This is a genomic window from Pseudenhygromyxa sp. WMMC2535, from assembly GCF_011083025.2.
In genome coordinates, this window is sequence record NZ_JABJWV010000001.1 from 6,707,073 (window position 1) to 6,719,702 (window position 12,630).

Annotated in this window: 7 protein-coding genes; 2 read left to right on the forward strand and 5 right to left on the reverse strand. The window is 71.0% G+C overall.

Annotation, left to right across the window (positions count from 1 at the left end; genetic code table 11):
• Positions 1-22: 22 nt before the first annotated feature.
• Both G6O69_RS26090 and G6O69_RS26095 read right to left on the reverse strand, forming a co-directional pair.
• Entirely contained in the window at positions 23-1,603 is a 1,581-nt protein-coding gene (locus tag G6O69_RS26090; RefSeq protein ID WP_172306211.1) for an FMN-binding glutamate synthase family protein, read from the reverse strand.
• Positions 1,604-1,614: 11 nt separating this feature from the next.
• Positions 1,615-3,216: a serine/threonine-protein kinase gene (locus G6O69_RS26095; protein WP_172306212.1), complete on the reverse strand. Its 1,602-nt coding sequence runs from the start codon at positions 3,214-3,216 to the stop codon at positions 1,615-1,617.
• Between the two features lie 68 nt (positions 3,217-3,284).
• Between G6O69_RS26095 and G6O69_RS42355 the strand changes: the two genes are divergently transcribed.
• Positions 3,285-5,087, forward strand: coding sequence for a serine/threonine-protein kinase (locus G6O69_RS42355; protein WP_176397097.1), 1,803 nt, complete (start codon positions 3,285-3,287; stop codon positions 5,085-5,087).
• A 178-nt stretch (positions 5,088-5,265) separates the two neighbouring features.
• On the opposite strand, the gene G6O69_RS26105 is transcribed toward G6O69_RS42355, so the two are convergent.
• The 3 genes from G6O69_RS26105 to G6O69_RS26115 form a co-directional block, all read right to left on the reverse strand.
• A complete protein-coding gene (locus G6O69_RS26105; protein WP_172306214.1) occupies positions 5,266-6,309 on the reverse strand; it encodes an ADYC domain-containing protein in 1,044 nt (347 codons plus the stop codon).
• 3 nt (positions 6,310-6,312) lie between these two features.
• Positions 6,313-9,519, reverse strand: a complete 3,207-nt coding sequence (locus tag G6O69_RS26110; RefSeq protein ID WP_172306215.1) for a serine/threonine-protein kinase — start codon at positions 9,517-9,519, stop codon at positions 6,313-6,315.
• 290 nt (positions 9,520-9,809) lie between these two features.
• Positions 9,810-11,084 (reverse strand): DUF4215 domain-containing protein, encoded by a 1,275-nt coding sequence (locus tag G6O69_RS26115; RefSeq protein WP_172306216.1) that lies wholly within the window; start codon positions 11,082-11,084, stop codon positions 9,810-9,812.
• A gap of 247 nt (positions 11,085-11,331) precedes the next feature.
• On the opposite strand from G6O69_RS26115, the gene G6O69_RS26120 reads away from it, so the two are divergent.
• A complete protein-coding gene (locus tag G6O69_RS26120) occupies positions 11,332-12,621 on the forward strand; it encodes an efflux RND transporter periplasmic adaptor subunit (RefSeq protein ID WP_176397098.1) in 1,290 nt (429 codons plus the stop codon).
• The last annotated feature ends 9 nt before the right edge of the window (positions 12,622-12,630 follow it).

Below are 12,630 nucleotides of genomic sequence, written 5' to 3' on the forward strand. Positions count from 1 at the left end.
GCTTATCAGGCCAACGCGGCGCTCAGAAGTGCTCGGCGTGGGTCGATGTCCACAGCTGGGCCCAGTGCGGGGGCAGCGGATCCGCGAGCAGGGCCCCGGGCTGGAGGTAATCGAATAGCTCACCGTAGTGGCGCGTGGTGTGGAAGTCGATGCGCCGGTTGATGTGCTGGGGCTGGAGCTGGCGGGGGTGTTCGAAGCCCGCGGCGCCCAAAAGCTCGAGGAAGGCGTGGATCGTGTTGTGGTGGAAACGAAACACCCGATCGGCCTTGTCCTCGATCTCGAGGCCAGCGACCAGGCTCGGTTTTTGCGTGGCGATGCCCGTGGGGCAGTCGTTATGGTTGCAGCGGCGCGCCTGGATACAGCCCAGGGCGAACATCATTGCGCGCGCGCTGTAGCAGGCGTCCGCGCCGATCGCCAAGGCACGAGCGATGTCGAAGCCGCTGGCGATCTTGCCGCTGCACAGCAGCGCGAGGCGCTCGCGCAGGCCAGCGCCCTGTAGCGCGCTGTGCACGAAGACCAGGCCCTCGGTCAGCGGCATGCCAATATGGTTGGCAAATTCGAGGGGTGCCGCCCCGGTCCCCCCCTCGGCTCCGTCGACCGTGATGAAGTCGGGGAGCAGATCACTGTCGAGCATGGCCCTGACGATGGACAGGAACTCGTCACGGCGGCCGATACAGAGCTTGAAACCGACGGGCTTGCCGCCGGAGAGCTCACGCAGCTCGGCGACAAAACGCAGCAGCCCAATTGGGGTGTCAAAGGCCGAGTGACAGGGAGGGGAGAGCACGTCGTGGCCCATGGGGACCCCGCGGATCTCGGCGATCTCGCGGGTCAGCTTGACCGCCGGGAGGATGCCCCCGTGTCCTGGCTTGGCCCCCTGGCTGAGCTTGATCTCGATCATCTTGACCGGCTCGAGGGTCGCGCGTTCGACGAAGGCCTTGGCGTCGAATCCGCCTCCCGCGTTGCGGCAGCCGAAGTAGCCCGTGCCGATCTGCCAGATCAGATCTCCGCCGCCGCGCAGGTGGTAGGGGCTGATGCCGCCCTCGCCGGTGTTGTGGGCGAAGCTCCCCCGGGCCGCGCCGCGGTTGAGGGCCTCGACCGCGGCGTGGCTGAGCGAGCCGTAGCTCATGGCCGAGACGTTGAGCAGCGAGGCGGTGTAGGGCGCGGCGCAGCGCGGGCCGCCGATGGTCAGCCGTGGCGGGGTCTTCGCCGGCTGGCGCGCCTGGAGCGAGTGCTCGAGCCACTCGAAGCCCGGGAGGTAGACGTCGAGCTGGGTGCCGAAGGGGGTGGTGTCGTTGACGCCCTTGGCGCGCTGGTAGACCACCGATCGCTGCTCGCGATCGAAGGGCATGCCGTCGGTGTTCGACTCGATGAAGTACTGGTTGATCTCCGGGCGGATGGCCTCGAGCAGATAGCGGCCGTGACCGATGACCGGGAAGTTGCGCAAGATCGCGTGCTTGGTCTGGAAAAAATCGTAGATGCCGACCAAGAAGAGCGGGATGATCACGAGGTAGGCGATCAGGATCGGCGGCCACAGCAGGGCGAGGCCAGCGATGGTGCCGATGGCGACGATCGAGGCCAACCAAAACCAGGCGCGAGGAGACATGGGTCGCCATGCTACTCGGACGCGGGCGGCGCGGCCAAGGGCAGATGGCTCGGGTGCACCCGCAGGCAGGTCTGCGGATCGGGGAGGGCGTCGAGCTCGGCGAGGACGTCCGCGGTGGCCTGTGCATCTCCTGCGGCCGCCTCGCTGGAGAGGGCGTCGAGGACGGCCGCCAGGCGCTCGCGCTGGGCGTCGAGGCAGGCGACGTGGCTGTCGTAGCTCGGGGCGTCGAGGGTGTCGGTGACGAAGCGGGCGCGGCAGGTCTCGTGGCGGGCCCGTCGCCAGCGCTCCGACCAGGCCTCGACGGACTCGCGGGTGCGGCCCTTGGTCGAGGCGCCGCGCTCGAGGGCGTGCAGCCGATCTTCGGTCCACAGCGCGGCCATGGCCGCGGCCGCGTCCTCGCAGCTCGGCCGCGAGCCGCGGTGCCGATCGACGGCGAGGGCGCCCAAGGCCACGCCCAAGGTGGCGAGGGCGAGGCCGCCCAGGGTAGCGACACCCACGGACAGGCTCGGCCCCCGGGGCGCGGTCGCCTGGGCTCGAGGGTTGAGGGCCTCGAGCAGGGCCTCCATGGACGCGAAGCGATCTTCCACGTGCCACGACAGCCCGCGGCGCAGGGCCGTGAGCACATGGTTGGGGATCGCGGGATCTCGCGCCCGGCGGAGCTGGCCGAGGCGCATGCGGGCGAGCAGCTTCTCGCGGCTGCCGTCGCCAAAGGGCCGCTCGCCGTTGAGCGCCTCCCACATCGCCACGCAAAACGAGAACTGGTCGCTGCGCGCGTCGAGGCTCAGGCGGCGGTGCTGCTCCGGCGACATGTAGGCGGGCGTCCCGACCACGGCGCCCACGCGGGTGAGATCGGCCAGCGGGGTGAAGCGATCGTCGATCACCCGGGGGACGCCGGGCTCGTCCTCCCGCTCGCCCTCGAGCGCGTCGGCGTCGGGGTCGGCGTCGGCGTCGGCGTCGTCCTCGTCCTCGTCGCCGGCTCGCGTGGACTCGTCGAGGGGCGCGCCGCTCGGCGAGGTGTCCGTGTCCGCGCTCGCGCCCTCGCGGGCGACACCAAAGTCGAGCACGATGACCCGGCGATCGCCGTCGACCATGACGTTGTCGGGTTTGACGTCGCGGTGGACGAGGCCGGCTCGGTGCGCGGCAGCGAGCCCGCGACCGAACTGCAAGAACACCGCGAGGAGCTCGGGTACCTGGCGCGCCCCGGGTTCCGCCAGCCAGCGCGAGAGGGTCTGGCCGTCGACGTACTCCATGGCCACGTAGACCTGGCCGTCGTGGGAGCCGACGTCGTGGATCGCCACGACGTTGGGGTGGCGCAGGCGGGCCAGGGCCTTGGCCTCGCGCAGCAGCCGGGCGCGGCTGCGCGACGAGCCGGGGCGACCGTCGCGGGTCCGGACGAGCTTGATCGCCAGCTTGCGATCGAGCTGGGGGTCGCGGGCGGCGTAGATGACCCCCATGCCGCCGACGCCCAGGCACTCGACGACCACATAGCGCCCGATCGTTTGGCCAGGGGCGAGCCAGTCGTTGGCCGGACCCAGGGCAGGATCGTGGGTCCCGACTTCGCCGTCGTCGTCGTCGTCGTCGAGGCGCGTGACCTCGGGCTGCCTGCCATCCACGCCCTGATTCTATCGTCAGCCTGGCCTGGTCGGTGGGTCTACTGCGGTGCTATCGTCGAGGCACTCGGGTGGCAGGATCGACCAAGGGTGACGAAGACGCGCGGTCTGTCGTGTCTGCGCGTGACTGGGCCACCTCAGAGGCGACGGCGGCCCGCTCGATCGTTGGTGAGCTCTCGCCCAAGCGCGTGCTCGAGGCGGCTGAGCGGTCACAGGGCTACGAGCGAGACGAGGCGGCGGCGCGTGGCTACCGGATGGGCAAGATCGCGCTGTGGGGTGGCGCGATCTACCTGGCCTCGGCGCCCCTCGACGTCGCCTACAACCTCGCCCGCGGCCGCGACAACAGCCTGACCTTCGTGCTCATCCGCCTGGCGGTGGTCACCTTGCTGCTGGTGGTCTGGCTGGGCCTGCGGCGCTCGCCCTACAACTCGCTGCGCAAGCTGGTCGCCTTCGAGGCCATGACCCTCTCGCTGGTCGCGGCCTCGATCGCCTTGATGTGCCTGATCGACGGCGGCGGCGCGAGCCCGGTGGTCACCGGGTTGATCCCGGTGTTGGTCGCCCGCGGCGTGGCGATCCCCGACCCCTGGCGGCGCGCGGCCGTGCTCACGGCGACGCCGGTGGCGGCTTTCCTGGTGGTCATGGCGATCGGGGGCATCCTCGATCCCGCGCTGCGCCTGGCCAACGACGCCTCCTCGGTGTCCACGGCCGTGTTCTTCGCCGGGGTGATCGCGGCGACGGGGCTGATGGTGATCTACAGCAGTCACATCGCCTGGGACCTGCGCCGCAACCTCCACCGCGCGCGGACCCTGGGCCGCTACGAGCTGCGCCGGCGCCTGGGGCGTGGCGGCATGGGGGAGGTCTGGGCGGCCTGGCACGCCGGCCTGCGCCAGGAGGTCGCCCTGAAGATCCTGCCGCTGCCGCGGGTCCCCGACGAGCGCGCGGCTCGGGCCGTGGCTCGCTTCGAGCGCGAGGTGTTCGCAACCACCAAGCTGCGCCACCCCAACACCGTCCGGGTCTACGACTTCGGGCTCTCGGCCGAGGGCTTTTGGTACTACGCCATGGAGCTGCTCGACGGCGAGACCGTGGGCGAGATCGTCGCCCGCGAGGGCCCGCAGCCGATCGCCCGCGCCCTCAACTTGCTGCGCCAGGCCGCCCGCGCCCTGGGCGAGGCCCACGAGCTCGGCATCACCCACCGCGACATCAAGCCCGAGAACCTGTTCGTCTCGACCACCGCGGGCGAGCACGACTTCATCAAGGTGCTCGACTTCGGGGTCGCCAGCGTGGCCGCCGAGGCGAGCATCGACCTCACGCCGAGCGAGCGTGTCCGGCGGGCGCCGGCGGTGCCCGAGGTCGACGCCGAGCTCGGCGAGCTCGAGCCAGGTGGGATCGACGCGGCCCCGGCCGAAGGCGACGACGAGGGCGCCGACGCGCACGAGAGCTCCCCGGTGACCAACGCCTCGCGGGCCGTGGGCACCCCGCTGTACATCTCGCCGGAGGTCGCCCGCGGCGAGGCTGCCGACTCGCGCTCGGACATCTACGCCCTGGGCTGCGTGCTCTACTTCATGCTCACCAGCCGCCCCGTGTTCGCCGAGCGCGACACCCGAGCGGTGATGCGGGCCCACGTCGAGCGCGAGCCCACGCCGCCCTCGGAGCAGCTCGAGGAGCCGCTGCCCTACTACGTCGAGACGGTGATCATGCGCTGCCTGGCCAAGGAGCCCAAGCTCCGCTACCAGAGCACCGAGGCCCTGGTCCGGGCCATCGACCTGTGCCTGCGTCTGCACGACAACGATCGTCGCCGCGGCGTCGAGTCGCTGCCGCGGGTCCGCGACACGATCATCAAGGTCGAGGAGTGGGTCGAGGCCGAGGATGCCTAGAGCGGGGCCTAGGAGCCCGTGGTGAAACCCAACACGACACCTCGCTTGGTCTTTTCGCCGAGTGCGTTGTCGCCAAAACTTGCAGTACGCCCGGTACAGCTGCGTTTTGGCTTCGCGCCCTCGACGAAAATCCCAGCGCCAGGAGCCGCGCTGGGTTCCACCACGGGCTCCTAGTTTGTCAGTCGACGAGGTAGGTCGCCCACTCGCCGTCGTCGAGGGAGAACTCGGCGCAGCTGGGTAGCTCGCAGGCGATCTCGTCGGGATCGGCGAGGCGAGGGCTGTCGAGGCAGGCGGCGCCCTGAGCCGTCCAGATCGCCTCGAGCGCGTCTGGGTCGGGGAGCTCGGTCGGGACCACCGATCCGCCCTGGTTCTCCCACTCGAGGGGCGTGCCATCGGCGGTGTAGGCGTGTCCCTCGCCGCAGTAGTCGGCGGTGATCATCTTCAAGGTGGCCTGGCGCTGGTCGACGCTCGCCGGCGCGTCGCTCGTGGGGCCGGGGCTGAAGTCGGCGTTGGGTCCGTAGCCGAGCAGGGCCATCTTGGCGGCGGCCGAGCCAGCGCAGGCGAAGGTGACCCAGCCGTCCTGATCCGGGATCACCTCCTTGCGATCGAGGTCGTAGCGCTCACCGGCGAGGACGACCACGGAGGCGAGCAGCGGATCGGCGAGGGTGCCCTTGCAGACGCTGCGCTGGAGCAGCGGCTGGTCGAGGTCGGCGTAGACCAGGGCATAGGCGGCCACGGGCTCGCCCTTCTCCGACCACGAGTCGACCTCCTCGTAGCCGGCGATGACCACCGGCACGATCAGCCCGTCGACGCGCAAGACGATGATCGAGCCGAGCAGGGCGGCGCCGCGCAGGGTGCTGCCGCCAAACAGCCCGCCGCGGGCGACGAGCGCGTCGCCCTCGACGCCCAGGCTCCAATTGAAGAGCAGCCCCAGGGGCGGGAGGAAGCCGACGAGCTCCACGCCCTCGGCGTTGGCCTCGGCGTCGGCGTCGGCGTTCTTGCTGTCGCCGAGGTGGAGCTCCTGCAGCGACTTGCCGTTGATCTCGGCGGTGTTGTAGCCGCAGCGCCAGCGCGGGCAGTCCATGGACAGGGAGCGGAGCGCCTCGGCGCCGTCGATGTCGGCCTCGGCGTAGGCGTCGGGGTCGGAGTCGGCGCAGGCCGAGGCAAAGAGTAGCCCTGCGCTCATCACGGTCAGGGCGAAGATGTGCTTTTGGGTGGTCATGATTTACTCCTCGGGGGGTGGGGAGGGAGCGGTGTCGAAAATGGGATCGAGCTTGCTGAGGCGGCTGGCGTAGGCCCGCGGCCACCTCGAGTAGTAGGCGCGGGCGGCCTCGGCCGAGGCGCGCGCGCCGTCTCGATCCGCGAGCGCGCCGTCTCGATCCGCGAGCGCGGTCAGGGCGAGGGCCAGCCCGGCGCGGGCGCGGGCGAGCAGGCGCTGGAGCTCGACGCTCGGCGCGTTGGCCTGGATCGAGTCGAGCTCGACCAGCGCGCCGCGGAAGCTCTCGGCGGCCGCGTCGGGGTCTCGGTCGGCGAGCGCGAGCTCGGCGAGCAGGGTGCGAAGCTCGGCGCGCTCGAAGACCATCCACCAGTCCGCGTTGGGCTCTCGCTCGAGGCTGGCGTGGAGCTGCGCGTGCAGGGCGTCGCGCAGCTGGGCGCGGTCGAGGAGGGGAGCGGAGGGCGAAGCGGTGGAGGGCGAAGAGTCGGTGGGGAGAGAATTGGGGGGGAGAGAATTGGGAGGGAGAGAATCGAGAGGGAGAGAATTGGGGGGGAGAGAATTGGGGGGGAGAGAATTGGGAGGGAGAGAATCGAGAGGGAGAGAATCCGTGAGGGAGGGCGTGAGCGCGGTCGCCCCGAGGGGGCGCCTGGCGGGGTCCGGGGGCGCGCTGAGGCGCAGGTAGGCCGCGGCGAGCAGGCGCCGGGGATCGTCCGGCGCGCCCTCGAGCGCGAGGGCCTCGAGCGCCTCGGACATGGCCGCGTGGGCGAGGACCTGGCGCCCTCGCGCGTACTCGACCCGCGCCCGGGCGAAGGCACACTCGACGAAGAGGGCCGCGGCGTCGCCGTGCTCGAGCTGCGGGCACAGGCGATCGAGCGCCTCGCTGGCGCGGGCCGGGTCTTCGGCGTGGACGGCCGCGAGCAGGCGCGCGTCCAGTGTCCGGGGGTGCGCGGGGCCGAGGCGGCGCTCGTAGATGGCGATCGTGCGCTCGAAGATCCGCGCGCGTAGCTCGGGCTCGTCGGTGAGCAGCCCGAGGTTGGCCAGGGTCGGGGCGAGCTCGAGGTGCTGCGCGTCGAAGAGCTGCTCCTTGAGGGCCAGGGCGCGCTGGATGTCCGCGCGCGCGCCTCCACGATCCCCCGCCGAGAGCCGGACCACGCCGGCGTTGTTGAGCAGCAGCGCGCGCAGCTCGGGGTCGCCCCCGGCGTGGGTGAGCATCGCCTCGGCCAGGGGGATGTCGGCGAGCGCCGCCTTGCTGCCGTCCTCACCGAGCCCGCGCATGTAGATCCGGCGGATCATCGCCTCGGCCGCGAGCGCGTCGATGTCGTGCTCGATGGCCACGGCCAGGGCGTGCTCGAGGGCGGCGCGGGCGGAGGAGCGCTCGCTGGCGGTGAGCTCGAGGGCCTCGGCCTGGTGGAGCAGGGCCTGGGCCTCGAGCCCCGGCTGGCCGTGGGCCGCGGCCTCGGTCGAGAGCTCGAAGAAGCGCCGCTCGGCCTCGTCGAGGCGCCCCGCATTGGCCAGGGTCTGGGCGCGGATCATCCCGCCTTCGATCTGGGCACGCTGCGCCGTCGCCAGGGGATCTCGGCTCAGGCTCAGCTCGTCCCCGCGCAGGCTCGCGAGCTCGTCGCAGGCGGACACCCGCGGGAGCTTGGCGACCATCTGGCCGGCGTGCGCGACGACGTCCGTGTCGGCGGTCAGCAGCAAGGACACGGTCTCGGCCAGGGAGCGCCGGCGCTGATCGAGGCAGGCCATGCGCGCGTCGAGCAGCGCGCTCGAGGTGACCCCGAGGGCGTGCTCGTTGCACGCGCGACGGTGGGTGTTGGCCCAGGTCGAAGCGTACTCGTCGAGGGAGGCTTGGACGCGGCGGCCGAGCTCGCCGGCGTAGGCCCGCTCGCTCGCCTCGAAGGCGCGCTGGACCTCGGCGGCGCGCTCGGGGTTCCAGGCCGAGGTGATCACCTGCTCGGTGCCGCTGCAGCTCGGGGAGCCGCCCGCGGGCGCGTGGGCGAGGGCGAGGCCGGCACCGGCGCTGGCCATCAGGGCCGCGCCGGCGACGGCCGCGAAGGCGATCCGCTGCGTGCGGCGGGGGTCCTTGGCGAGGGCGCTGCTCAGCGCCCGCATCGACGCCGGGCGATCCTTGGGCCGCGGCGCGAGCCCACGCAGGACGAGGGCGTGCAGCCACGAGGGCACCTGGGTCGAGCTCGGGGGCGAGCTGACGCGCCCATCGATCACGCTGCGCTGGAGCTGGAGGTAGCTGGTGGTCTTGAACGGGTGCACGCCGTAGAGGGCCTCGAAGAGCGCCACACACAGCGAGAAGATGTCCGACGCGGGGGTGAGCTCCAGGCCCATGAACTGCTCCCGCGACATATAGGTGGGCGTCCCGAGCCGCTCGCCGGTCCGGGTCAGGGGGTTGTCGAGGGCCCAATTCGAAGACGAGCTCCGCAGCGCGCTCTCGCCCAGGAAGCTGTGGCCGGGCGAGCTGTGGCCGGGCGAGCTGTGGCCGGGCGAGAGCTCGCCGGGAGACGAGTCGTCGGGGTGGGTCGGGTGCATGGGGCCCGGCGCGAGCGGCTCGGTCCCGACGAGCCCGAGGTCGAGGACGCGCACGCGCCCGTCGTCGCCGATGATGAGGTTGGCGGGCTTGACGTCGCGGTGGACGAGGCCGGCCTCGTGAATGGCGGCGAGGCCATCGGCGGCCTGGCGAAAGATCGCGACGATTTCGCGCCATGGCCTCGGGCGCAGCTCGAGCCACTCCTTGACGGTGAGCCCGGGGACGAACTCCATGGCCACGAAGAGCTGTTCGTCGGCCGCGCCGACCTCGTGGACGATGACCACGTTGGGGTGGGTCACCCGCGCCATGGCCTGGGCCTCGCGGAGCAGGCGTTCGCGCCGGCGACCGTCGATATCCCAGACGCGCTCGTGGAGCAGCTTGATGGCCAGCTTGCGGTCGAGGAGGGCGTCGTAGGCCATGTAGACCACGCCCATGCCCCCCGCGCCGAGGCGGCGGAGGACCAGGTAGCGGCCGATCTGCTCGGGGGTGTCGGGGTCGCGGTCCAGCTCGCGCTCGAGGTCGGGGCGCAGCGGCTTGGCGGCGGGGGGCTTCGCGCTCGTGGTCGCGGCGCGGGGCAGGGTCGAGGCGTAGGCGCTGGGGTCCTTGCAGTGGGCGTCGCGCTCGGCGAGGTCGCGCGCCAGCTCGCGAGCGAGCGCTCGCGGGGCCACTTTGGCCATCGTCTGGGGGACCCTCTCCTCGGCAAAGATGCGACCGGAAGGGAGCCCCCTCGGGGGCTCGTCATGTTCCAGTCGACCGCTCTCACCCATATCAATTCATTCGTAGCTCCTCGCGATGAAGAGTGCTCGTGAAACCTCGTCTTTCGTCGGGATACCGCGGACCCGCGCCGTCTTCGATCGCGTGCCAAAAGCGCGAAGCGACGCGTCACGGCCATGAATTGCGAGCGGCCCGCCGAGTCCTTCCCGGCGAGCCGCAGCGTGCTCGAGGCGCCCCAGAGGGCGTATTCGAGCTATTCGAGGCCGACCTCGATATCGTCGATATAGGCGGCGTCTTCGTAGGAACTGAGGGAGCTGTCCTTGGAGTAGGTCCAGGTGAAGGTGTGCTCGCCCGCGTCGATATCGTACTGCTGCTGCGCCCACGAGCCGGACCCTGACCAGCTGCCCGTCTGCACGTCATCGATGTAGAAGTACAGGTAGTCGTAGCCCGATTCGCTGCTGACGCGCTCCCAAAACCGGATCACCCCCCCCGAGGGCACGTCGACGGAGAACTCCAGGTTCGTGGATTGGCTGTGGGTGATCGAGCCCGAGCGGGCGGCGAAGCTCCCCGCTTGGACCTGGGAGGACTGCACGGACCAGTCGGCGCTGCCCGAGGTCTCCCAGGGCAGCACGCTGAGGTCGCCGGTCTCGAAGTCGTCGAAGAAGCCGTTGGCCGTGCACGCGAGGCTGCAAAAGTCGTCGTCGACGTCGTTGCCGTCGTCGCACTCCTCGCTCTCGGCCTGGACGAAGCCGTCCCCGCAGGTGGCCGGCTCGCAGCTGGTCGGGCAGTCGTCGGAGTCGTCGAGGTTGCCGTCGTCGCAGGTCTCGACCCCCTCCCACAGCTGGCCGTCGCCGCAGGTCGCGGGCACGCAATAGGGCGAGATGCACTCGTCGTTGGACGCCGTGTTGCCGTCGTCGCACTCCTCGACGCCCTCTTGGAGGAAGCCGTCTCCGCAAAAGGCGAGCTGGCAGGTGGTGGGGCACTCGTCGGAGTCGTCGAGGTTGCCGTCGTCGCACTGCTCACCCTCTTGGAGCTCGCCGTCGCCACAGTTGCCGGGGGTGCAGACCGAGGTGCAGCTGTCGGTCTCGATGTCGTTGCCGTCGTCACACTCCTCGACGCCCTCTTGGACGAAGCCGTCGCCGCAGACGGCGACCTTGCAGGTAGCGAGGCAGGCGTCGGTGTTCGACTCGTTGCCGTCGTCGCACTCCTCGAAGCCCTCGTAGAGGAAGCCGTCGCCACATACGTTGATGGTGCAGATCGAGGTACAGGGAGACGAGTCGTCGTTTTCGTCGCCGAAGTCACACTGCTCGCCGGCATCGACGACACCGTTGCCGCAGCTGTCCGAGCCCTCGTCGGCGGTCTGCTCGTCCTCGTTCTCGTCCTCGTTCTCGTCCGCGCCGCTCTCGTCCTCGGCCGAGCCGCTGGCGAAGGGGGTCGAGCCGTCGCCGCCGGTCGTACAGCCGGCGATGGCGCAGAGCAGGGGGGTCGAGAAGATGATGGATTGTGTAAAGGAGCGCTCGAAAGTCATGGTCATCAAGCCCGCAGGGCGAAGTACGCAGATCATAGCGAGTTTGCAGGCCGATGACCGGGGGTGAAGGCCGTTCTCCAAAGTAGGTTTGTGTGTGGATGCAAATGAGGCTGTCGGTCGGAGCGCGTCCTAGAGCCTGGCAGGGGGTGGGCTGCGCGCGGGCGGCTCTGGTGGTCTGCGATCGCCGCTCGCGCGTGACGATCTGGCCCTTGCCGGCACTCAGGGGCCGGAATAAAACCGCACGGCTGTGCAAGGCCTCAACCCTCGCTCGCTCCTTCTCCCCACCGCGCTGGTCGCCGCGCTCGCTTTCGTCTCTGGCGTGGGCTGCGGGGGCAAGCAAGACGCGGACGCGGCACCAGAGCAAGTGCCACGCGTGCGCTTGGCGAGCGTGGATCAGGTCGCGCCGACGCTTCGATCTCGACACCTGATCTTGCTCGAGCCGTGGCGGCGGGCGGAGCTGTCCCCGCGCTACGGCGGGCAGATCGCCGAGCGCCTGGTCGAAGAGCAAGACGAGGTCGCCGAGGGAGACCTGCTCGTTCGCCTCGTCGACGCCGACGCCAAGGGCTCGCTGATCAGCGCTCAGGCCTCGCGCAGGAGCGGGGAGGAGCAGCTCTCCGACCTCGAGCGACAGCTCGAAGACACCAGGGCGCTGTTCGAGTCGGGGGCCATCAACCGCCGGGAGATCGAGCGCCTCGAGACGGAGATCGCCACGACCAAGGCGTCGATTCGCCAGGCCGCCGGGCAGGTCATCCAGTCCCGCGATCGCAAGCAGGCCAACGCGATCCTCGCGCCCTTCTCGGGGGTGATCACGGCACTCGAGGCCGAGGTCGGCGAGTACGCCAGCCCCGGCGCGGCGCTGCTGACTCTCTCGCAGCTCGACGCCCTGGCCATCGACGTGCCCCTGTCCGAGGACGAGCTGGTGCTTCACGAGCGCGGCAAGCTGCGCTTCGAGGTGCGCGTGCGCGGCCAGGTGGTCGACGCCCAGCTCGCCTGGGTCGCCCGCGAGGCCGATCCGGGCACGAACACCTTCACGGCCCGGCTGCGCCTCGACAACGCCGACGAGGGCCTGCGCGCTGGTGAGACCGTGGTCGTCAAGGTTCACGGGGAGAAGGGAGATCGCGTGAAGGTGGTGCCGCCCACGGCCGTGCGCTGGGAGGGCCAGCAGGCCTATCTGCTGCGCGCGACCACGGTCGCGGCTGGGGAGTCCGGCGAGGCCCGCGAGCAGCTCGAGCGGGTCGACGTGCGCGTCCACGAGGACGTCGCCGGCGCGGTGGCCATCGAGGGCCCCATCGAGCCTGGCGACCATGTGGTCAGCGCGGGGCTCCAGACCCTGGTCGACGGTGACCTCGTCGCGCCCGTGGGCGAGGTCGCGGCGGCGGCGAGCGCCGGCACATCCGGCACATCTTCAGCGGCGCCCACCAGCGACGCGCCCGGCGAGGCGATCCCCGCGGCCGCCGCAGACGCGCCGGCCGCAGACGCGCCGGCCAAACCAAGCGACGCGGCCGAAGCCGAGCCGGCGAAGCCCGAGGCTGACTGAAAGGGGAGG

Bases quoted from the DNA above. Each gene is read 5' to 3' on its own strand.
- G6O69_RS26110 (WP_172306215.1), bottom strand. From the start codon at position 9,519: ATGGCCAAAGTGGCCCCGCGAGCGCTCGCTCGCGAGCTGGCGCGCGAC.
- G6O69_RS26090 (WP_172306211.1), bottom strand. From the start codon at position 1,603: ATGTCTCCTCGCGCCTGGTTTTGGTTGGCCTCGATCGTCGCCATCGGC.
- G6O69_RS26115 (WP_172306216.1), bottom strand. From the start codon at position 11,084: ATGACTTTCGAGCGCTCCTTTACACAATCCATCATCTTCTCGACCCCC.
- G6O69_RS26105 (WP_172306214.1), bottom strand. From the start codon at position 6,309: ATGACCACCCAAAAGCACATCTTCGCCCTGACCGTGATGAGCGCAGGG.